This is a genomic window from Pseudoalteromonas sp. DL2-H2.2 (genome assembly GCF_021532535.1).
Taxonomy (GTDB): Bacteria; Pseudomonadota; Gammaproteobacteria; order Enterobacterales; family Alteromonadaceae; genus Pseudoalteromonas; species Pseudoalteromonas rubra_A.
In genome coordinates this window covers 79,110-101,912 of sequence record NZ_JAKGBD010000005.1, presented here as the reverse complement: position 1 = coordinate 101,912, position 22,803 = coordinate 79,110, and the positions used below count along the sequence as shown (strand labels likewise).

Below are 22,803 nucleotides of genomic sequence, written 5' to 3'. Positions count from 1 at the left end.
TTGGTTTCATCATTGGAAGATCCCAGCGTCCTAGTTCGCAAACTGACTCGAAAAAACCGCCGTTTAGAGTCCTTGCTGAAAAAATATAAACAAAACTCACACCTGCAGCATGCCCTGATCCAGTTATCAGAGCAGGCCAGCACAGTGGCGGAGTTGACGCTGCTATATCCCGCTATTCACAGCATTTTAGAACAATACCTGCCTAGTAAAAGCTTTTATGTGGTGTTACAAAACCAGTTCACACAGGGGCTTGAGCTTTCTTATTTTGTTGACGAAAAAGATGGCATTTCGGTCCCTTTGCATGAGGCGAACCACTTTAGTCAGGGAATAACGGGCTACGTCTTTAAAAATCGACAAACTTTGTATCTGAACCGCCAGCAAATGGAGCACATGAGTGCACAGGGGCTGTTCAAGGCATTGGGCACCCAGGCTGAGCATTGGGTGGGCGTGCCTATTTTCCGCGAAAAAACCATTATTGGCGTTATGGTGTCGCAAAACTATGCGGCGGACGAGCATTACAGTGAGCAACAAGTAGAGCTGCTCGAAGTCATGTCTTTGTATCTGGCAACCGCCATTGAGCGGGTCAAAAAACGCGAGCTGTTAGAGTCTGAAGTTAAAATTAGAACCCGTGCTCTGATGCAGAGTAACGAGGCGCTCAATACCGAAATTGAGCAACGTAAACGAGCGCTGGAACGGCAACAGATCTTGTTTAAGATAGCAGAGCTGGCAACGCAGTTCAGCGACATAGACGACGTATACCAGCAAGTTCACCAGATCATGCGCTCCATAACTTTTGCCGATAACCTGTTTATTGCGCTGCATGATAAGGCGTCTAACTGGCTCACTTTCCCATACAGCGTGGATGAGATGACCCAGTACAAGCCACGGCCCTTTGCCAATGGCTACAGCGAACTGGTGATCACCACTGAGCGCAGCCAGCTGATCGACACCAAGCGGGCACAAGTACTGATCGATAATGAAATTGTCAAACGACCCGACAATTATCAGCTACAAAATGCCGCCACCAGTTGGCTCGGCGCCCCACTGAAAACGGCAAAAGGGGTGATTGGTCTTATCGCCTGCCAGGCCTATAACCATGAATACGAGTACAATCACGAGGATGTTGAATTAATTTCATTTGTCTCGAACCAGATTGCCTCGGTTTTACAAACGCATTTAGCCAATCAGGCACTCAAGGCCAGTAACCTGGAGCTGGAACATCGAGTTGCTGAAAAAACCAAAGAGCTGCGCCAGACCAATTTGCATTTACAGATGCAAATAGAAGAGAGAAAAAAGATTGAGCAGCAGCTGTATCATGATGCGCATCATGATCCCCTGACCACGCTGCCAAACCGTTTGCTGTTCCTGACTCAGCTGGAAAAAACCTTACAAAAGTACCAGCGTTACCCGGACAATAACTTTGCCGTTTTATTTATCGATCTCGATAAGTTTAAGGACATCAACGATGAACTGGGTCACCAGGCAGGCGATCAGTTCTTAATCTGGGTCAGTAAAGCCTTTTCAGAATGTATTCGTGAGCACGACTTACTGGCCCGTCTGGCCGGTGATGAGTTTGTGATCCTGCTGGATCATCTGAGCGATCGCCAGCAGGCAGAAGACGTTGCCAAACGTTTGATCAGAGTGATGCAACAGCCGTTTTGTATGAAAGGCGTATGCATGCAAAGTGGCGCCAGTATTGGTATTACCTACAGCAACAAAGACTACAAAAATACTGATGAGATCATCCGTGATGCCGACGCGGCTATGTATTACGCCAAAAATGCCGGCCGCGGGCGCTACGAGTTCTATCATCCGCTGCTCAGCGCAGCCAGCACCCAAAGCAAACAAACGGAATACCACCATCTCAGCGCTCTGCCGGTACACTTTCGCAGTACCGAAATCGTCAATATGGCCAATCATGGCCAGCATATTGTGATGTTAGAGGCGTTCGGCGAACACCCGGTCCTTGGCAGCACCAGCTTCGACATTCTCAAAAAATTTGCCGCCGCTAAAGATGAGCAACTCAAAATAGAAATGCAGCTGCTGGGTCAGGCACTCGAGCAGGCCACAACCCTTGGCAAAGCGCAAACTGCCGATGTGCTGTTTGCCTGCTCCTGTGCCATTTTGGAAAGCACCACCTTTGGCGAGCTGAAACAATTACTCAGCCAGCGTGCCAGCAACCTGTGTTTGTTGTTTGATGAAAGTGAGATCCGCTACGCATCGAGTATGCAGCTGGAAAACCTCAAAGAGCTGTGCAGCCTGGGGATTGCGGTTGGCCTGAATGACTTTGCCAAAGATCGCTGCGATCTGGCGCTGGTCAGTCATATTGAGTTTAAATATTTGCTGCTCAGTTCAACGTTCAGCAAGCGGGTCTTGCAACAAAACAGCTATGACGTGCAACTCCAGGGGATCCTGGCGGTCACGGCGCTGAAGTCCATTCAGGTTATCGCCAAAGGCCCCGCTATTTTAAATTTCAGAAGCCTGCTGGAACGTCACGGACTGAGCCTGTTTTTTGGCAAGCAACAAAGCTTGTCGGGGGCCTGTCAGAACGATCCGGCCACCACACACGAATCACTGCCGCTTTAACGTTTTAACATCGCCCGCAGATTGGCCACCCGGGCCTGACCTTTCTCCATGCGCTCGGCCTGTGACTGCACAGGCTTTTTGCCCTCACTTTGAATATCATCTTGCGGCATTTCCTGCACAAAACGACTGAGCTCCGGGGTGATCTGCTCACCAAACTGACGACGACTCCTGGCGTAGGTCATGGTCAGCGTCTGCTGTGCCCGGGTTACGCCCACATAGGCCAGACGACGCTCCTCCTCCACATTGTCTTCGTCGATGCTGGTCTGGTGCGGCAACAAGCCTTCTTCCATACCGACCATAAAGACGTGTGGATATTCCAGTCCTTTCGAGGCATGCAAAGTCAGCAGTTGCACCGCATCGCTGTCGTCTTCTTCTTCATTGCGCTCCAGCATGTCACGCAGGGTCAGTTTGCTGACCACCTCGGGCAAGGTCATGGGTGGATTGTCGGCATCGCCCGTGAGCATGTCGCTGATCCAGCGGTACAGTTCAGATACGTTCTTCATGCGCATTTCGGCGGCTTTGGCGCTGGGCGACGACTCATACAAATAGGCTTCGTAATTGATCTCCCGCACCATGTCTTTCACGGCTTCCAGGGTATCTCCGCGGGTGGCCCTGTCGCTCAGCTCCACCACCCAGCGGGCAAATCCCATCAGGGCATTCAGACCACGGCCGCTGAGACGCTGTGGCAGCTCAGGTTCAAAACAGGCAGCAAATAAACTGATGTGCTTATCGTTGGCCAGACTCCCCAGCTTCTCCAGCGTCACCGGCCCAATCTCACGGCGCGGGGTATTCACGATCCGCAAAAACGCATTGTCGTCGTCCTGATTCACCAGCAGGCGCAAGTACGCCATGATGTCTTTTATTTCACTGCGGGCAAAAAACGACATACCGCCGCTGATCTTATAAGGAATGCGGTTAGCCATCAGGGCTTTTTCGAATACCCGTGCCTGATGGTTACCCCGATACAAAATGGCGTAGTCTTTGTAACTGGTGCGCTTCATAAACTTATGGGAAATGATCTCCGCCACCACCCGCTCGGCTTCATGCTCTTCATCGCGAGTTGGGATCAGGCGCAGTGGATCCCCATATCCCAGTTCGCTGAATAGTTTTTTGTCGAACTCATGGGGGTTATTGGCGATCAGAATATTCGCCGCCTTCAGGATCCGCCCGGCACTGCGATAGTTTTGTTCCAGTTTAATCAGGCGCAGCCCCGGAAAGTCTTTGCTCAGCAGCACCAGATTTTGCGGCTTGGCACCGCGCCATGAGTAGATAGACTGGTCGTCATCTCCTACCACAGTAAAGCGGGCACGCTCACCCACCAGCAGTTTTACCAGCTGATACTGGCTGGTATTGGTATCCTGATATTCATCCACCAGCAGGTAACGAAAACGCGCCTGCCAGCGCTCGCGCACTTCGACTGAGCTATTTAACAGCAACGTGGGGATCATGATCAGATCGTCAAAATCGAGTGCGTTATAGGCTCTGAGCTGAGTCTGATAGCGGGCATACAGCTGGGCAAACAACGCTTTTTGCGCTTCACCGGCTTCACGAATGGCGCGCTCGGGCTGGATCAGTTCATTCTTCCAGTTACCAATTTGCATCTTTAGCAGGTTGAGCAGATCTTTGTCGCGATCCAGCTCTTTTTCGGTCAGTTCGGCCAGCAGCTGATGGGTATCCTGATCGTCAAACAGAGAAAAGCCCGGCTTATAGCCCAGCGTTTTCACTTCCTTTTTAATGATCTCCAGTCCCAGGGTATGGAAGGTCGAGACCCACAGCCCTTTGGCTTCTTGCTTGCCCAGTGTCTGCGATACCCGCTCACGCATTTCTTTGGCGGCCTTGTTGGTAAAGGTCACCGCCGCAATGTTGCGCGCCTTGTACTCACATTGTTGCACCAGATAGGCTATTTTATTGGTGATCACCCGGGTTTTACCAGAGCCGGCACCGGCCAGTACCAGACAGGGTCCGCTGATATACTTAACGGCTTCGTCTTGTTTCGGGTTCAGTTTCATATTCTGTGATCACCTTTAGTCAATAAGCTGCTAAGTTTACCGTAATGCTCAAGTGGATCCCAAGCGCTTTTAACCGGTGACCGCTTTAGGTAAGATAGAGACTATAATCAAGCTTAGAGGCCAGCCCATGATCAACCCAGCAAAAATTGAAGAAATCGCCAAGCAGATCTCCAGTAACATGCCACAAGGTGTGAAAAACCTGGCAGATACCTTTGAAAGCAAAACCAAACAAGCCATTCAAAATAAACTGGCAGAGATGGATTTTGTCAGTCGTGAAGAATTTGATATTCAGAGCAAAGTGCTGATCAAAACCCGTGAAAAGCTGACAGAACTGGAAGCCAAAGTGGCTGAATTAGAGGCGAAGCTGGCCGCTCAGGATAACAACCAGCCAGAATAGTCAATGCTACAACTGGTAACGCTTGGCCAGGTCCACCAGGGCCCGCTCGTAGTGCGTTGCCAGTTGCTCTTCTTGCTCTATCTGAGTATTCAGCTCTTTGAGCAGGCCATCGGCCAGGCCATACACCCAGCCGTGAATGGTTAACTTCTGACCCCGCGCCCAGGCATCCTGTACCACATTGGTTCGGCATACATTACGAACCTGCTCAATCACGTTGAGCTCGCACAAAGCATCGCAACGCTTTTCAGGGTGGATTTCATTGAGCATCGCCTGATGCATTTCTTTGACATCACCGACATGGCGCAGCCAGTTATCTATCAGACCTAAGCGGGCATCTTCCAAAGCCGCACGAACACCACCGCACCCATAGTGACCGACCACCAGCACGTGCTCGACTTTCAACACCTCAATGGCGTACTGCATCACAGACAAACAATTATGGTCGGTATGCACCACCACATTGGCCACATTACGGTGAACAAACAAGTCCCCCGGCATTAAGTCGACAATCTGGTTAGCCGGTACCCGTGAGTCGGAGCAGCCGATCCACAGATAATTAGGATTCTGCTGCATCGATAGCTTGGCAAAAAATTCCGGGTTATTGGTCTGAGTCTGTTTCGCCCACTGGCGATTGTTGTTGAGCAAGTGTTGCAGCTGGCTGTCAGACTGACACATGGCTATTCCTTATTCTGCTGACTGACACCGTGTCGCCTGGATCAAGATATTTCTAGGTGTCAGTGATTTATGACAAAATTCTGAGAGGCTGACATCATACCCGGCCTGTTCAAGATATAACACCCTGTCGAGCACCAGCCACAATTCAATGGCGCGGCGAAAGGCATGACGCACCAGCTCAATGCGCTCTGTGATGCGCTGTCTTGCCCGCCCTTGTGCCAGGTAATGGTCCGCATCAAAGTGTGCCGGTAAGTCTAGCTGTTTCTGCTCAGCCGCCCAGTGACAGAAATCAACAAAGGCACCAGAAAAAATCGCCTTATTCACTGACGGCACACTGAGGTACTGAGTATCGCCAGTGACATTGCGGCGCAGCGCATCAAAAGCCAGTCGCCACTGCACTTCCCGCTTGCGTATTTTGGCCACTCTGCCGGGCGCCGTCACGGTTTCCTGCAGTGCCAGTTTCATATCACTGTGTGACAAGGCTAAGGTACTGCACGCCGCAACATCACTCATTGGCTGATAGGTGGGCTCAGTAAACAGGTGATAACAACAGGGTGACAAACTGATCTGCTCACACCCTGCGGCGCAGGCCTCTGCCATAAAAGTCTGATGCAGACGGCCGCACGCATGCAGTGCCACAGCCTGCTGGCGTGGCTTAAAATAGTGCGCAACGGGATCTTTGAGCACATCGGCACAATGAAACGTCATCGCCAGTTTTTGTTGCTCAGCACTGTGCTGCCCTTGCTGGCACAAGGCTGCCTGCAGCTCCACACTGTCGACGTGCTCAGCGCCCAGATACGCCAGCAGTCGGCCCAGGTGACCTTTCCCGGCGCACCACTCCAGTACCGGGCGCTTTGCCTGATAAACGTGGGCAACAAAGTCCTGTAACTGAGTCAGCTTACGGCCCTTGATGCCATTGCTGAGCCAGAACGGAAATTCCGGACGACTCGCTTGTGCCTGAGCCAGGGTTGCCAGCTCTGGCAACGTTGCTAATGCCGGTATATGGGGCAGCAAAAACGCCAGTAAATCAGCGGGCTCATGGTCCAGTGCGTTCACTTGTTCATCGCTTAGCGACAACAAAGCACTTTTGAGTTCAGGCCAGGGAATATCCGTATGATCGAAGGCCAGCAACTGCCAGTACTGACGGGTGTCCGCAAGCAGAGCATCCAGGGCTAAAAACTGAGAATGAAAGGAACTGCGCATACAAGTCACCGGCACCGAACGAAACAAAGGGCGCTCATTGTATGCGCTCGCGCCCTGTGCGCAAAGCACTGACCGTCATTTTAAGGTAAAACGCCGGTGGCGGAAAAAAATCAGGTGTATGTACATGGGCACACAAATCATCGCCACTATCACCGCTAAGGTCAGCATCCATGACCAGCTGGTTTCTTCCTGATCTGGCTCGGCATATATAAACTGATGTTTTTGTTCGTGAAAATTGGCAAGATCAAGTCGATAAAGCTGGGCTATCCACAACCAGCGCGCCTGCGACATGGCACCCAGTGCAATCCCCGGTGCTTTAATAAAGGGCATCAGTTTATCGGCCTCATTGGCCAGCGCCGCGATGCTTTTGCTTGTCGCGTACTCAGCCTGAGTGACCGCCAGTGCTTCATCGGGATTGCTCATGGCGTAGCGCCAGCCCTGTAAGGACGCACGGCGAAACCGGGCAACGGTTTCAGGCCGGTAATTCAGCACATCTTCGGAGGTAAATAAGATATCGGCATAAACGTTCAGGCCAAAATGCTTAGGGCAGATCTGCCGGGTAGCTACCCCCTGCTGCGCCAGCTTAAAGGGCTCATTAGAAACATACACCTGCAGCGCATCGAAACTCCCGGCAACAAAGTCTTTGATGGGTTCCAGTCCGGCGTACAATGGCAGGCGTGACACGTCAATTCCGGCCCGCTCCAGCATCACCACCAGCTCTGCCCCCTCAACGCGTCCAAGGTGGCTGATCTTTTTGTCCACAAAGTCTTTGGGAACATAGATGTCGCTGTCGGCACGGACCATCCAGCAATAAGGAGAAGACTGGAAAATCGCAGCCAGCGCCACCAGTGGCTTGCCCTGCAAACGCTGCTGCAAAATGCCCGAGTGAGTCACACCAAACTGGGCCTGTCCCGACAGCACTTTAAACTGCTCATCCGGATTATCCTGATCGGCAGGCACAATTTTTACGTCCAGTCCCTGCTGGCGAAAAAAGCCCTTATGCTGGGCCATGTAGTAACCGGCAAATTGAAACTGATGGGTCCATTTAAGTTGCAGCGTCACTTCTTCCAATGCGCTAAGCGCACAGCTCTTGCACAACACAATGACCAGGATAAAGTGGGAGTAATTCATTATGGTACGCGCCCGGGGCCTGCCTTGTTACAACTATAGAAGGCACCGGACACAATGCAAAATTAGCTGACGCGACGATCCGCCTGTGGCATATCGTGCTGAAGATACTGGTTAAAACACGGATTATCTGTTTCTTCCTGATACTGATAACCCAAACGTTGCAGGTGCTCATCAAAGCGCGCTCTGTCTTGTGCACTGAGCTCAAATGCCGCCAGTACATTGCCCTGCGCCGCCCCGTGATTTCGATAATGGAACAAAGTGATGTTCCAGTTGCTGCCCAGGGTCTCCAAAAAGCGCGCGAGTGCACCCGGATATTCTGGAAATTCGAAGCGAAACAGCCGCTCACTGAGCGCAACCGGCGGCTTGCCGCCGACCATATAGCGAATGTGTAATTTTGCCAACTCGTTGTCGGACAGGTCGGTAAACTGATAATTCGCCTCGCTCAGACTGGCTTTGAGCTCCCGCAGTTCCTGCTCGCCGCCACGTAATCCGACACCGGCAAAAATCTGGGCCGTTTCACCACCAGCATATCGATAGTTAAACTCAGTGATTGCACGACCCGATAAAGCATGGCAAAAGCGCTTGAAGCTGCCTTTGGATTCTTCTATGGTCACCCCCAGCAACGCCTCGCTGCGTGCTCCCAGCGCCGTGCGCTCGGCAATATACCTTAAGCGATCAAAGTTGAGGTTAGCACCAGACAACACAGAAGCCAGTGTCAGACCCTGTTCATCACTGCTCTGGCACCACTTCTTTAAGCCAGCTGTGGCCAGCGCCCCGGAAGGCTCTGCAATAGCCCGGGTTTCAACAAAAATATCCTGCACTGCTGCACAGATCTCATCCGCACTCACAGTGACAACCTCATCACAATATTGCTCGGCAAGGCGAAAAGTTTCGCTGCCAATGCGCTTTACCGCAACGCCGTCAGCAAAACTACCAACCCGCTCCAGCTCGACCGGATGCCCGGCTTCCATCGCCGCTTTCAGGCAAGCGCTTTCTTGTGCTTCCACGCCAATCACGCGGATCTCCGGACGCAATGACTTTATATACACCGCCATCCCGGCCAGTAAACCGCCGCCGCCAACGGGTACGAATACCACATCCAACTGATGCAGCTGTTGCATCAGCTCGCGTGCAACGGTCCCCTGGCCGATGATCACGTCTTTATCATCAAATGGGGGGACAAACACACCGCCTTCCGATTTACATAAAGACTGAGCGTACTCCTGCGCGGCATCAAAATGATGACCATACAAGACCACTTCACCTCCCTGGCTGCGTACCGCATTGACTTTTATCTCTGGTGTGGTCACCGGCATAACAATGACCGCGCGATGCCCCAGATGAGCGGCACTTAATGCCACTCCCTGAGCGTGATTGCCCGCAGACGCCGTCACCACCAGGCTGTTTGCCGGTAGTTTGCTGAGCTTGTTAAAAGCGCCGCGCAGTTTAAAGGAATAAACGGGTTGCTGATCTTCGCGCTTGAGCCAGACATGATGTCCGAGCCGGGCGGAAAGCCCACTCAGCTCACTGACCTCGGTTTCCCGGACCAGCGGCGAGACATTGGCCTGCACTACAGCACGAAAATAATCGAGCTCTTTTGCCACCATGATTAACTCAATGCCTCCAGCTTCTCGAAATCGCGTACCGCGCCTTTATCTGCACTGGTTGCTAACAAAGCATAGGCTTTCAGAGCAGGGCTGACATAACGCTGACGGTCCAGTGGTTTATAGGCCATTTTACCGCGGGAATCTTGCTGCTCTTTACGTGCCTGCAGCTGCTGTGCATCCAGTAATACGTCGATGCTGCGTGCAGGAATATCAATGCGAATGATATCGCCATTTTCCACCAATGCCAGCGCACCTCCACTGGCAGCCTCTGGTGAAGCATGACCAATCGACAGGCCTGACGTGCCACCAGAGAAGCGGCCATCGGTTAGCAAGGCACAGTCTTTATCCAGCCCCATGGACTTGAGGTAGCTAGTCGGGTAAAGCATTTCCTGCATACCCGGCCCACCTTTGGGGCCTTCATAGCGGATCACCACCACATCGCCTTTTTTCACCTTGCCTCCGAGGATCCCCTCCACGGCATCATCCTGAGATTCAAACACTACGGCCGGACCTTCAAAGCACAGCATGTCATCATCGACCCCGGCACTTTTCACGATACAACCATCCAGCGCCAGGTTACCGGTCAGTACTGCCAGACCCCCGTCCTGACGAAACGCGTGTTCAACACTGCGAATGCAGCCTCCTTCGCGGTCCAGATCCAGTTCATCCCAGCGACACTCCTGGCTCATAGCCTGTGTGGTGCGCACGCCTGCGGGACCTGCACGATAGAAGGTTTGCGCACGCTCATTACTCGGATCGGTGGCATCCCAGCGCTTAATGACCTCGCCAAGTGTACCGCCTGCCACATGGCCAACTGCTAAGTCGAGTTTGTCGGCTTTGGCCAGCTCATTGAGGATCGCCATAATGCCACCCGCACGGTGAACGTCTTCAATGTGATACTGCTGGGTTGCCGGTGCCACCTTGCATAAGAAAGGCGTGGTACGAGATAAGCGGTCGATGTCGGCCATATCAAATTCGACCCCACCTTCGATGGCAGCCGCGAGCAAATGCAGCACGGTATTAGACGAGCCACCCATGGCAATATCCAGGGTCATGGCATTGGTAAACGCAGCCTGGTTAGCAATGTTACGCGGCAGTGCAGCCTCATTGTCTTTGCCATAATAATCTTCGCACAATGCCATGATGCGCTTTGCGGCCCCTTCATATAAAAAACGGCGATCGGCATGGGTGGCCAGAGTAGTACCATTACCCGGTAATGCCAGGCCCAGTGCCTCTAATAAACAGTTCATAGAATTGGCGGTAAACATGCCTGAGCAGGAACCACAGGTTGGGCAGGCCGAGCGCTCTACCTGCTCGGAGTCTTCGTCGCTGACACTGGGGTCTGCGCCTTTGACCATGGCATCAACCAGGTCGAGTTTGATGTCGATGTCGGCGAGGCGCGTTTTGCCCGCTTCCATCGGACCACCAGAGACAAAGATCACCGGGATATTCAACCGCAGCGCCGCCAGCAGCATGCCCGGGGTGATTTTGTCGCAGTTTGAAATACACACCATGGCATCGGCGCAGTGGGCATTCACCATGTATTCTACCGAATCGGCGATGAGATCCCTTGATGGCAAAGAATACAACATGCCACCATGGCCCATCGCTATGCCATCATCGATGGCAATGGTATTAAATTCACGCGGCACACCGCCGGCATCCCGGATGGCATCGGCCATCAGCTCGCTGAGTTGATTGAGGTGCACGTGCCCGGGCACAAACTGGGTATACGAGTTCACCACCGCCACAATGGGCTTATGAAAATCACTGTCGGTCATCCCGGTGGCGCGCCATAGTGCGCGGGCACCTGCTTGTTGTCTGCCTTCAGTGGTTGTTTTGCTGCGTAACTTTGCCATGTTGACCCCTTTTCCAGTTTGCGCTGCCCCATCTGGCAACGGCTTTCCTCATTCCAAAAATTCATTACCGGACCTGCCGGTCCGGCGTGTATACGTTAATGTGCTGGTGTTATTCGTTGACGTAATCCAGCCAGTTTTGCGGATCGTCACTTTGCCCTTTCACCAGGTCAAAGTAGGCCTGCTGAAGCTCGGCAGTGATTGGTCCGCGTTGGCCATCACCCACCTGAATTTGATCCACACTGCGTACCGGTACCACTTCGGCCGCCGTGCCCACCATAAAGAATTCATCCGCCAGATACAGACCTTCACGGGCGATAGGCTCCTCTCTGACTTCATAGCCACGCGCTCTAGCCAGATGCATAATGGTGTCACGGGTTAAACCGGGCAAGATGCTGGCGGTGGTTGGCGGGGTATAGATAATGCCCTTGCGGATCACGAACAAGTTCTCACCGGCACCTTCACTCAGGTAGCCGTTAACATCCAGTGCGATGCCTTCAACATAGCCGTGACGTTTAGCTTCTGCCGTTATGAGCTGGGAAGACAAATAGTTACCGCCCGCTTTAGCTGCAGTTGGCATAGTATTGGGTGCAAGACGCTGCCAGGAGGAAACACATGCGTCCACACCATTCTCTAAACTGCCTTCGCCCAGGTAAGCGCCCCACTCCATTGCCGCAACAGTCACCTCCGCGCGGTGTGATTTCGGGTGTACACCCAGACCAACGTGGCCTAGAAAGGCAAAAGGACGCAGGTAAGCATTGGTGAAACCATTTTTAGCTACCGCGTCTTTACACGCCTGCATGATCTCTTCTTGAGTGTAAGGGATCTCGATGCGATAGATTTTGGCCGAATCAAATAAACGCTGAATATGATCCTTGAGACGGAAAATAGCCGGACCCTTTGGCGTATCGTACGCGCGGATCCCTTCAAATACGGAGCTTCCATAATGTATGGCATGACTGAGCACGTGCGTGGTAGCTTGCTCATAAGGGATTAGTTCGCCATTATGCCAAATGTATTGTGAAGTTTGTGTCATTGTTTAAAACCTTATTTATTATATTGCCTGCTGTAGTGTATGCAGATCGACTGACTGCACTTCAACCAGCTTATTTAATTGTGACGTCAATAGATAGATGGGTTTGTCACTATCTACCGTCATTTTGACGTGAAATAACTCTTCATGGCCCTGAAGCTCCAATTGTGTCAGGCGAAACCCGCGATGACGGGCGACGCGCAAAAAACGCTCGACTGCGATGGCCTGGTTGTTTACCGCTACGGTGAGTTGATGTTTCATGGTGTTCGCTCCGTCAAAGGAAGTAAGTAAAATTAATCTTGCTGTTGCGATTGCGTCAGCATTTCATGGTTTGCAGCGCCCGGCGGTACTAATGGCCAGACATTTTCTTTGTCGTCGATGCAGGCATGCAATATATAAGGGCCCGTTGAAGCCAGCAGCGCATCGACCGCTCCATCGACCTCATCCGCGCGGGTGATGGTCTGTCCCGGAATACCGAACACCGCAGCCAGTTGCACAAAGTCTGGGTTATCTGACAAATTGGTCTCACTGTAACGGCCATCAAAAAAGAGCTGCTGCCACTGGCGTACCATGCCCAGGCGCTGATTATCGAGGATGACGATTTTGACCGGTAAGTTATTACGTCGTATAGTCGCCAGCTCCTGTATATTCATCATGATAGAGCCATCACCGGATACCGTGATCACCATATCTTCCGGGCGAGCAACCTGCGCTCCGATGGCAGCCGGCAAACCAAACCCCATGGTGCCTGCGCCGCCACTACTCAGGTGATTACTTGGATGGCTGAATCGCATATGTTGTGCCACCCACATCTGGTGTTGGCCCACATCACAACACACCACCCCCGTATCCGGCATCAAGCGACTCAAACGGTTCAGCAAATATGGGGCATATACCTTGTCACCAGGATAGTCGTAACGCCACGCGTGTTGTTCGGCCAGCGCGCTGATGTGAGCACGCCAGGGGGCTGGTGCCAGTTCGCCCTGTAATAAAGGTAATGAGACTTTCAAGTCAGCAATCAATGAAGCCGCTGCAGGTTTGCGCTTACCCACTTCAGCCGGATCAATGTCCAGATGGATCACTTTGGCATTCGCGGCAAACTTAGCCAGGTTGCCTGTTACCCGGTCGTCAAAGCGTGCCCCGATACACACCAGCAAATCACACTCCTGCACTGCCAGATTGGCAGCCTGACCACCATGCATCCCCAACATGCCCAGATCGTAGGCATACTCAGGCCTCACACTGCCTAAAGCTTTGAGTGTCGACACCGCTGGCATCTGTGTACGTTGCAAAAACGCCATTAGCTCGGCCTGTGCATCTGCACTGTGAACACCTCCGCCCACATAAGCCACCGGCTTTTTCGCCTGCGCCAAAAGCGCATTGGCTTTGTCCAGCTCAAAACTCGACAATGGCGTTGGCTGATACACTTCGGATTGCCAGGCAGTCACCGGAACCTGCGCTTGCTGAATGTCTTTTGGAATATCGACTAACACAGGACCTGGACGACCTGACTGTGCAATATGCATGGCCTGCTGCAGCACTTCTGCCAAATCTTCACCACGTTCAACCATGAAACTGTGCTTAGTACAGGATAGCGACATACCCAGTACATCAACCTCCTGGAAGGCATCAGAACCAATGGCAGCTGTAGGCACCTGACCAGTGATAGCCAGTAGCGGTACCGAGTCCATCATGGCGTCAGCCAGAGCTGTCACCAAATTGGTTGCGCCCGGGCCTGATGTCGCAAAACAGACGCCCAGCTTACCTGTGCTTCTGGCGTAGCCAACCGCTGCAAACCCGGCACCTTGTTCATGGCGCGTCAGATAATGCTTCAGCGGCGCACCGTACAGCGCATCGTAAATCGGCATGATGGCTCCACCCGGATACCCGAATACCGAACTCACCCCTTGTTTTACCAGCATGTCTATAACCAATTGTGCGCCTGTCATTGTTTTGCCCATTGCCCTTTGTCTTTGAATTTGGCCCTAAAACGAAAAAGCCCCCCGAACTTTTCAGTGCGGGGGGCTTTTTGCTAATACTTTTTGAACAGCACTAACCAGCCCCCGCGGTAATAATAATCACCACGTTGATAACCACGACTAGTAGAGAAACTGTTTTTAACATGTCACTGCTCTTTTTGAATAAACGATTAGGTTGCACATACTTTAGACACGCCTTAAGCGTGCTGCTGTGCTCTTTTTTTATTAGTAACCCGTGAGACCCCAACAAGTCAACCCCAAAAACTATGCTCTTTTCTTGTTTCAAATTAAGCAAAAATAAAAGTTTATTCAAAAAGCAATTTAAAATCAGATAAAAAATACCCAACTTAAACATCCTCTCCCTTTTAAGCTGACGTGAATGATCTTTCCCACACAATTCATTCTTTCCAGTCACATCATTAAATTTTTGTGATTTACTCTGAGAATTGACTATGATGTACCCACTTTTTAACATTTGGAGTACTCCATGCCTCACTTTATTCGCCTGACACATCTAATGGGTGTGCTCTTTATCGCCCTGTTTAGTCAGCTTGCAATTGCGCAACCCGCACTATGGAGTGTAGAAAAAAACGGGGTAACCTCTTACCTGTTTGGCACTGTGCATGTGGGTGACAGCAAAATGCACGGCCTGGATAACCGTATCAAAACGGCCATAGCAAACAGTCAGACGGTGGTAGTCGAGCTAAACACGCAAGCCATAGGCGCACTGGAGCTGCAACGCAGAACCCTGCCCTTTATGCTGCAAAAGCAGGGCCGCACCCTAAAAACCAGTTTATCCGCGGAGACCTATCAACAAATCCAGCGCTACTTTGCTGAGCGCCAGATTGACATAGCCCTGTTCGATAATTACCAACCCTGGTTTGTGATGCTGACGATTTTGCAGCTGGAATATCAAAAAGCCGGATTCAGTGAAGAATTTGGCATTGATAAACAAGTCATAGAGTATGCCGCAGGCTTAGACAAACCCATTATGGAACTGGAAAGCCTGGAGCAGCAACTCGCCTTGTTCAGCGCTTTGGGCATTCAAAGCGACGCTATGCTGGTCGACACACTCAAGCAGGTGAAAGACTTTGACAGTTACTTTACCAAGATGATCAACGCCTGGAAAAATGGAGATTATCAGCAGCTTGATGTGTTTTATAAGCTCAGCTTTGATGGCAGCAAATATGGTCAGCAAGCCGAACAGGCGATGCTCATTGAGCGTAACAATAACTGGGTAACAAGCCTCACCCCTAAGCTTACCAACAGCTCTCATTTTATTGCCGTTGGTGCGCTGCACTTGCCACAACAGCATGGCCTGATTAAGCAGTTACAGGCTCAAGGTTTTAAGGTAGCACGCATCAAGTGACTATCTTAAACGCGACTTTTTTGTGTCTCTTTTAAACCTTCTCGATTTACTTCGCGTCTCAGAGATATCAATACCCTACACTCGAAGGACAACGGGATGAGAAAAAATATCATGATTGGGGCACTGCTGGTGCTCAGTGCCGCCGCGCAGGCAAAAGAGACACGCACACTGACACAGACTTTTGAGCTGGCCGACAGCAAAGAGCTGGAAATCCAGTTTCCGATTGGCAAACTCAAAACCGAAAGCCATACGGGCAAAACCATCGAGGTCACCATCGTCCTTGAGCCTGCTGAATACGACCTGGATAACATGGCTGGTGTGCTGGAAGACGTGCAACTGGACAGTCGCCGGGCAGGCGACGACTTAAGCCTGAGCATCAATAATAAGTATGTAAAACAACACTGGACTGTGAAAGTACCCGAGTCGATGGAGCTGGATGTTGAAATTGATGTCGGCAACGTCAAGCTGCTCGGATTAAACAATGATGCCGATGTCGAAATTGGCGTCGGTAATGTCAATATAGAATCAAGTGCTAAAGACTTTCGCCGCGTACGATTTGACTCAGGTGTAGGAAAAACCCGCGTATCCGATCTGCCGGGTGAAGCCAATACCGACCGTAACATGGTCGGTGAAACGTTGCGCTATCGCGGTGATGGTGAACACAGTCTCGATATCGAAGTAGGCGTTGGCAATATTACTCTGCGTCGCTAAACGATAAAATTTTGCCCAGGGCGCGCTCCAGTGCAGCCTGCTCTACCGGCTTAAACAAATAGTCGGTCGCGCCCAATTGCATGGCCGACTTAATTGCCTGCTCAGAGGTGTTTGCCGTCAGTACCAGGATCGGCGTCGATAACATCAGGGTCTGGCGGATCTCCTTGATGGCTTTAAAGCCATCCATGATGGGCATGTTCAAGTCCATCAGGATCACATCAAAAGACTGATGCGCTAATACGTCAACAGCCTGCCCGCCATGGCTGGCATGAATGCTGGTAATGGCCATACTCTCAAGCATTTTTTCGATGATTTTGGCATTCAATTGATTGTCTTCTACCAGCAACACTTTACTGTTGCGGGCCACACCACTGACTTGCTCCGGCTCCGGAAGCCGCTTCAAAGGCACACTGAGCAGCGCTTTTGTGCCGTGCGGCTCACGGGCAACAAACGCCAGCTCACCAGACATAATCGCCAGCAGCAGATTGCAGCGCGCCAGACCCAGCTGCAAGCCCTGAAAGTGGTGCCCATTCGGATTGTTTTCCGTGGGCGGTGCATTAACCTGGGCAATATTAAAACCCGGTCCGCTGTCTTCTATTTCACAGTAAAAACGCCAGTTCACTTCTTCATCCTGTGCGCTGACCTGTTCAACCCGGGCAGACAAACTGACGCCGCCCTGCTCGGTAAACTTCACTGCATTATCAAGTAACTGGCCTATCACCCAGCTCAGACGTTCATGATCGCATTCAAAGATTTTTTCGCTGTGGCTGTTAAAGTGATAGCTAAAATCCAGGCCTTTCTCTCTGGCTAACAACCGATAAGTGGCGACTGGCTGCCCCAGCGTGTCGGTTAGCCGAGCCGGGTGGCAATTTAGTTCTGGTTGCTGTTCGTCAGACAGCCGATTGTAATCTTCCACTGACGCGATCAGGGCTTTTAATTGCTGGGCCGCCTTATTGGCCTGCGCCAGATAGCCCTCACGCTGAGATTCCTGATACAAATGCAAATACCCCAGCACCGCCTGTAATGGCGTGCGCAGCTCGTGGCTGGCACGGGCCAGAAACATCGCCCGGCTTTGATTGGCATGCTCTGCTTTTTGGCGTGTTTGCTGCAACCGCTCAATGGCGCTGGCGATACTGCGCTCCATCGGAAAAAAGATCCACTGAATCTCCGCCAGGAGCAGAAAAAGCCCCAGCAACCACATCAGCAGTTGCAGGTTTCTGAGCCGCTCTATCTTGCCATTGGTAAAGTCTTCGAACAGCAATACGGCATGATCCAAATCTTGTAGCAACAACTGAGAACGGGTGTGAATTTCCTGGATTTGACTTAAACTGGGCTGCTTAGCAGCGTTTGATAACAGCGCCATGTACTGTTTTAACTGATTATCTAAGTCCCCTGGCTGGGCAAAATACCAGCTATGCAGCTGTTCATTCAGATGTACATAATCGTCGCCATCGCGCATCAGCAAAAAGTCATGGTTACTTTGCAATAGCTGCAATGCATTGCTCAGAGCCTGACGGTTTGCGGCCACATTTTGCTCACCCATGATGATCACATACTCCAGGTGCAGCGCCGCTTTTTGCGACAGCATACGCTGCATACCCGCAATATTAATTACCCTGGCGGCCTGTTTTTGCTGTTCCAGCAGATACAAAGTCAGCCCGGTTGTCATTGTCAGCAACAGCAACATAATCACCAGCGCGACCAGGTATTTCAGGCGATAGCGCGTAACCAGATTGTTCAAATCATCCCTCCATATGCGAGCCTAATCATCCAGGCGCCAGACTCTTTTCCAGTTTAGATTAAATTTCAAACTTTTGCCGACAGTGACTTGACACCCAGACGGCCAAAATGTTTCAATGCGCTCGTACCCTATTTTATCCAGACGGCCATGCTGCCAAAAAGCGTGGACGTCTTAGGGCTGGAAGAGGTGCGTTATTCAGGTATTTGAGTGGAGGAGAGCAAACTCCCGCGAAACTCAAAGAGGGGAATTAACGCCGAGAAGCACTGCGTTTTGCTTACGTAATGCTTCGGGCGACTGGGTTGAATCCCAGCGACTGTCACCAACACATTTGGTGGAGAGCTTCTGGTCTTAGAAACAATATGGCCAGCGGCCTATTCTTTTTAAGTCCATTGCTCTTCGAATTTTAAACGGTTCGGAGCGGGACTCTTTCCTGACTACCGGACCAGCAAGAAGTTCGGTAGAGATGAAATCACACGTTCAGTTATCTAACCAGTTATCTGACTACCCGTTATGGACGGCCTTGGTCACGCCCTTTGACGCATGCGATCAGGTCGATTATCACAGTTTACAGCAGCTCGTCGCACAGCAGGTCGACGCCAATAATGGCATTTTGCTGCTTGGCAGCACCGGAGAAGGCCTGGCCCTGACCCTGGCCGAACAACGCAAAATCGTCGAATTTGTCTGCGCACTCGCACCACAGGTGCCAATCATGGTGGCCGTTGGCGGCATTAATCTGGCTGCCCAGTTAGAGTGGGTTGAGTTTTGTAATAGCCAAAATATCGATGCCCTGCTACTGGGCTCGCCCGTTTATGCCAAGCCCGGAGTAGTGGGTCAGACGCAGTGGTTCGACGCCTTGCTCAGTGCCGCGAAGGTGCCCTGCATGATCTACAATGTCCCCGGACGTAGCGCCGTTGCAATCGCTCCCGAAGTACTGACCAATCTGGCACACCACGACAACCTTTGGGCACTCAAAGAGGCCAGCGGCGACATAGCCACGTTTGAGGCCTTTCGCCGTGCCTTGCCTACTTTGGCCATTTACAGTGGTGACGACGCATTGATGCCCTATTTTGCACAAGCCGGTGCGGCCGGATTGGTTTCTGTGGCAGCCAATGCCTGGCCCGCCCAAACCGCAGAGTTTGTTCGCCGTGCATTGAGTGGCACCAGCCCCAACCTGTTTACCACCTGGGCCGATGCCATCCATAGCCTGTTTGCCGTCGCTAATCCCATCCCGGTAAAAACGCTGATGCACTTGCAGGGCCAGCTGGCAACGCCACACCTCAGGCCCCCACTGACACACTTGGAACTGACAAATCACGCGGCACTACATGCCGCCAACGAACAGATTTTATCCTGGAATTAAGAGACTCCCTATGACCTGGTCAACACTATTAGATAATTTAGAAAACGGTTCACAACGTGCAGCAAGTCAAGACGAGCACGGTAACTGGCATGCCAATGTCGAAGTTAAAGAAGGTATTCTGGCTGCCTTTCGTGCCGGTCAAAACACCGAATATCCCGGTGGCTTTGTCGATAAAGACAACCTGGCGCCGCGCGGTTTTTCCGCCGATGATGCGGTTCGTATGGTGCCCGGAGGCAGCAGCGTGCGCCGCGGTGCGTATGTAGCCCCCGGCACCATCATAATGCCACCCGCCTACGTCAACATCGGCGCCTATATCGACAGCGGTACTATGGTCGACAGTCACGCGCTGGTGGGCTCCTGCGCCCAAATTGGTAAAAATGTACATCTCAGTGCGGCTGTACAGATCGGTGGCGTACTGGAGCCGGTTGGTGCCAGCCCGGTGGTGGTTGAGGATGATGCGTTCATCGGCGCAGGCTGTGTACTGGTAGAGGGCGTAGTGGTAAAACAAGGCGCGGTGCTGGCACCGGGTGTGCGCTTGTCAGCCAGTATCCCTGTTTATGACTGTGTGAATGAGCGTACGCTGGAAAAAGGCGAAGCCATTCCCCCATTTGCCATAGTGATCCCCGGTTCGCGTCCGGCTTCCAGTGACTGGGCTAAAGCACAAGGGCTGAGCATGTCCTGTGCGCTGATTGTCAAATACCGCGACGAGCAAAGTGACGCCTCATTAGAACTTGAAGAGGTGCTGCGCTAATGACCACTTTGAGTACGCCATTGCACGAGCAACTAACGGCCCTTTGCAACGATCTGGACTCCCCGTTTTTTGTCTACGATCTGGATGCTTTGAGTGCGCATGTCAAGCAACTCAGCGCACAGAACGTGGTAAAACTCTGGTATGCCGTTAAAGCCAATCCGTTATCCAGTGTACTCAACACCCTGGATGACGCCGGCTTTAACTTTGATGTTGCAAGCCGGGGCGAACTCACGCAGGTACTGGCCCAGGACATTGCGGCCGAACGCGTACTCAACACCGGGCCGGCCAAATCTCCGGCCCAGATCCAACATTTTCTCGATGCTGGCGTCACCACCTTTGTGGCTGAAAGCCTGAACCAGGTGCGCTGGTTACACGATGCGGCACAACAACACCAAACAACCTTAACTGTGCTGCTGCGTGTGCAATTGCGCTGGCCAGCAGGCGACAAAAACCCGCTCGGGGGCGACAGCCTGACCCCGTTTGGACTCGGGTGTGAACAGTGGCGGCAACTCACGTTGAGCGACTATCCGGCACTGGATTTTGCGGGTCTGCATATTTTCCAGTGGGGCAATATGCTGGATGCAGCTCAGCTTGCCAGCTTATGGCAGCAAATGGTGCCACCTCTGATGGCATTGAGTAACCAACTGGGCATGACGCTGAGGATCCTGGACCTGGGCGGCGGATTAGGCGTGCCTTATGAACCGGAGCAGCAACCACTTGACTGGGATCAGATTATCGACAGCCTGGCCGCCATCAAGGCCGAAGCGGGCGTGCAGGAGCTGTGGATGGAGTTGGGCCGCTATGCGGTCGCGCACTGTGGCTACTATCTGAACCCGGTTGTAGAGCAAAAAGAAAACTATGACGAACATCAGCTGATCCTTGCAGGTGGTATCAATCACCTGCTGCGCCCGGCGGTAACCGGTCAGGCTTTTCCGGTCCAGGCACTGCGCGCATCTCCTGCCGTTGATCGCCAGTATCATTTGCATGGTCCCTTGTGTACCGCGCTGGATCACCTCGGGACTCACCCCCTGCCTGAAGACCTCGGGTATGGCGACTGGCTGATATTTAGCCAGTGTGGTGCCTATGGCTTTACCGAGAGTATGCCTTACTTTCTGTGCCATGAACTGCCGGCTGAATATGTCTTTAAACAGGGCCAGCTGTACTGCATCCGACAAAGTGAAAACGCCGACTATTACCTGAGGTAAGCATGAACACAATCACACAGCAACACATTCAGGTTGGTGAAATCGCCAACGGTCTGCCTTTGACTATCCCGGTTTACCGACTGCAGGGCAATGGCAGCGGGCCAAATGTGTATATTCAGGCGAATATGCATGGTGCCGAGGTGCAGGGTAATGCGGTGATCTACGCACTGCTGGAGCAACTCAAGCACCTCACCCTGGCGGGGGATATCACTCTGGTGCCTTATGCCAACCCGATTGGCTGTAACCAGAAATCCGGTGAGTTTACCCTGGGGCGCTTTGATCCCATTACCGGGGTAAACTGGAATCGCATGTATCATGATCACAGCGCTCTGGCACAGCACTGCCTTGCAGAGCACGGTGAAGACTCAGATAAAGCGCTCATCGCCGCCTTTCGCGCGCAGTTATGTCAGGCAACCGAGGCGCTGCTGGAGGCACCTGCACATACTCTAACGACAGGTAAACGCATTGCACTGACACTGCAAAAACTGGCACATCAGGCCGATATTGTCCTGGACCTGCACACCGGCCCAATTTCGGCTAAGCACCTATATTGCCCGGAATACGCCACAGACAGTGCGCGCTACTTTGACATTCCCCACGTGTTGTTGATCCCCAATGAATTCGACGGTGCGATGGATGAGGCCAGCTTCTGCCCCTGGTGGCAACTGAGTAGCGCCTTACAAGCGCAGGGCCGCGACTTTCCCGTAGCCGTAGAAGCCTTTACCGTGGAGCTGGGTTCACAGGAAAAAATCGATCTGGATGAAGCGGTGGAAGATGCCAACAGCATCCTCAGCTACCTGACGCACAAAGAAGTGATAGCAGATGGCAGTCATCAACCAAAGGACATCAAACGCTATGCCTGTGCACTCAAAGATTACCTGACCTACTATGCGCCGATGGGCGGCATGGTGGAATATAAGGCGCCGCTGGGCGGACACATTAAGACAGGAGACTGCATTGCGCGAATTTTGCGTATGGAGCAGTACTTGTCTGAAACGCCTTTACATACATTGCGCCTGGATAAAGATGCCATTGCCATCCTTCATTTCGCGTCGGCGAGCGTCAATCAGGGCACTGAATTATATAAGTTTTTCACAAACTACTATGAGCTGTAGTGTGCCTTTATGAATTGGCCAAGCCCCCGGTTGGTATGACCTATAGAAGGAAACAAAGATTGCGTGAGAGTAGGT

The 22,803-nt window shown here is 52.1% G+C and carries 19 protein-coding genes and 1 riboswitch; of the genes, 8 read left to right on the top strand and 11 right to left on the bottom strand.

Annotation, left to right across the window (positions count from 1 at the left end; all coding sequences use genetic code 11):
• Positions 1–12: 12 nt before the first annotated feature.
• Positions 13–2,586, top strand: coding sequence for a sensor domain-containing diguanylate cyclase (locus L1285_RS10335; RefSeq protein WP_235412272.1), 2,574 nt, complete (start codon positions 13–15; stop codon positions 2,584–2,586).
• Here the strand turns inward: L1285_RS10335 and rep are convergent.
• Positions 2,583–4,595, bottom strand: a complete 2,013-nt coding sequence (gene rep / locus L1285_RS10330) for a DNA helicase Rep (RefSeq protein ID WP_235412271.1) — start codon at positions 4,593–4,595, stop codon at positions 2,583–2,585. The two genes, L1285_RS10335 and rep, sit on opposite strands and share 4 nt — an antisense overlap.
• A 127-nt stretch (positions 4,596–4,722) precedes the next feature.
• Here rep and ubiK point away from each other — a divergent pair, with 127 nt between their 5' ends.
• Entirely contained in the window at positions 4,723–4,992 is a 270-nt protein-coding gene (gene ubiK, locus L1285_RS10325; RefSeq protein WP_125716964.1) for a ubiquinone biosynthesis accessory factor UbiK, read from the top strand.
• A 6-nt stretch (positions 4,993–4,998) separates the two neighbouring features.
• On the opposite strand, the gene can is transcribed toward ubiK, so the two are convergent.
• The 9 genes from can to L1285_RS10280 form a co-directional block, all read right to left on the bottom strand.
• Entirely contained in the window at positions 4,999–5,667 is a 669-nt protein-coding gene (gene can / locus L1285_RS10320; RefSeq protein ID WP_235412270.1) for a carbonate dehydratase, read from the bottom strand.
• A 9-nt stretch (positions 5,668–5,676) separates the two neighbouring features.
• Entirely contained in the window at positions 5,677–6,870 is a 1,194-nt protein-coding gene (locus tag L1285_RS10315) for a methyltransferase (RefSeq protein ID WP_235412269.1), read from the bottom strand.
• Positions 6,871–6,945: 75 nt separating this feature from the next.
• The gene (locus L1285_RS10310) at positions 6,946–8,001 is read right to left on the bottom strand and encodes an ABC transporter substrate-binding protein (RefSeq protein ID WP_235412268.1); all 1,056 of its coding nucleotides are present in this window, start codon (positions 7,999–8,001) and stop codon (positions 6,946–6,948) included.
• 62 nt (positions 8,002–8,063) lie between these two features.
• Positions 8,064–9,608, bottom strand: a complete 1,545-nt coding sequence (ilvA, locus tag L1285_RS10305) for a threonine ammonia-lyase, biosynthetic (protein WP_235412267.1) — start codon at positions 9,606–9,608, stop codon at positions 8,064–8,066.
• A gap of 2 nt (positions 9,609–9,610) precedes the next feature.
• Positions 9,611–11,467, bottom strand: coding sequence for a dihydroxy-acid dehydratase (gene ilvD / locus L1285_RS10300; RefSeq protein WP_235412266.1), 1,857 nt, complete (start codon positions 11,465–11,467; stop codon positions 9,611–9,613).
• A 109-nt stretch (positions 11,468–11,576) separates the two neighbouring features.
• Positions 11,577–12,500, bottom strand: a complete 924-nt coding sequence (locus tag L1285_RS10295; RefSeq protein WP_235412265.1) for a branched-chain amino acid transaminase — start codon at positions 12,498–12,500, stop codon at positions 11,577–11,579.
• A gap of 18 nt (positions 12,501–12,518) precedes the next feature.
• Positions 12,519–12,758 (bottom strand): acetolactate synthase 2 small subunit, encoded by a 240-nt coding sequence (ilvM, locus tag L1285_RS10290; protein ID WP_010383772.1) that lies wholly within the window; start codon positions 12,756–12,758, stop codon positions 12,519–12,521.
• 32 nt (positions 12,759–12,790) lie between these two features.
• Entirely contained in the window at positions 12,791–14,446 is a 1,656-nt protein-coding gene (gene ilvG / locus L1285_RS10285; RefSeq protein ID WP_235412264.1) for an acetolactate synthase 2 catalytic subunit, read from the bottom strand.
• Positions 14,447–14,549: 103 nt separating this feature from the next.
• On the bottom strand, positions 14,550–14,951 hold the full coding sequence (locus L1285_RS10280) for a hypothetical protein (RefSeq protein WP_235412263.1): 402 nt from the start codon (positions 14,949–14,951) through the stop codon (positions 14,550–14,552).
• A gap of 12 nt (positions 14,952–14,963) precedes the next feature.
• On the opposite strand from L1285_RS10280, the gene L1285_RS10275 reads away from it, so the two are divergent.
• The gene (locus L1285_RS10275) at positions 14,964–15,845 is read left to right on the top strand and encodes a TraB/GumN family protein (protein ID WP_235412262.1); all 882 of its coding nucleotides are present in this window, start codon (positions 14,964–14,966) and stop codon (positions 15,843–15,845) included.
• A gap of 96 nt (positions 15,846–15,941) precedes the next feature.
• Positions 15,942–16,556 (top strand): hypothetical protein, encoded by a 615-nt coding sequence (locus tag L1285_RS10270; RefSeq protein WP_046006112.1) that lies wholly within the window; start codon positions 15,942–15,944, stop codon positions 16,554–16,556.
• Here the strand turns inward: L1285_RS10270 and L1285_RS10265 are convergent.
• Entirely contained in the window at positions 16,540–18,297 is a 1,758-nt protein-coding gene (locus L1285_RS10265) for a response regulator (protein WP_235412261.1), read from the bottom strand. The genes L1285_RS10270 and L1285_RS10265 overlap by 17 nt on opposite strands.
• Before the next feature lie 173 nt (positions 18,298–18,470).
• A riboswitch (Lysine riboswitch) is annotated at positions 18,471–18,647 on the top strand.
• Positions 18,648–18,760: 113 nt separating this feature from the next.
• Here L1285_RS10265 and dapA point away from each other — a divergent pair.
• Genes dapA through L1285_RS10245 form a run of 4 tightly spaced genes read left to right on the top strand, consistent with a single transcriptional unit; the run spans position 18,761 to position 22,728 of the window.
• Positions 18,761–19,657, top strand: coding sequence for a 4-hydroxy-tetrahydrodipicolinate synthase (dapA, locus tag L1285_RS10260; RefSeq protein ID WP_235412260.1), 897 nt, complete (start codon positions 18,761–18,763; stop codon positions 19,655–19,657).
• A gap of 10 nt (positions 19,658–19,667) precedes the next feature.
• The gene (locus L1285_RS10255) at positions 19,668–20,408 is read left to right on the top strand and encodes a 2,3,4,5-tetrahydropyridine-2,6-dicarboxylate N-succinyltransferase (protein WP_235412259.1); all 741 of its coding nucleotides are present in this window, start codon (positions 19,668–19,670) and stop codon (positions 20,406–20,408) included.
• Positions 20,408–21,613 (top strand): PLP-dependent decarboxylase, encoded by a 1,206-nt coding sequence (locus L1285_RS10250; protein ID WP_235412258.1) that lies wholly within the window; start codon positions 20,408–20,410, stop codon positions 21,611–21,613. The genes L1285_RS10255 and L1285_RS10250 overlap by 1 nt, the downstream gene beginning before the upstream one ends.
• Positions 21,614–21,615: 2 nt before the next feature.
• Positions 21,616–22,728, top strand: a complete 1,113-nt coding sequence (locus L1285_RS10245; RefSeq protein ID WP_235412257.1) for a succinylglutamate desuccinylase/aspartoacylase family protein — start codon at positions 21,616–21,618, stop codon at positions 22,726–22,728.
• Positions 22,729–22,803: the final 75 nt, after the last annotated feature.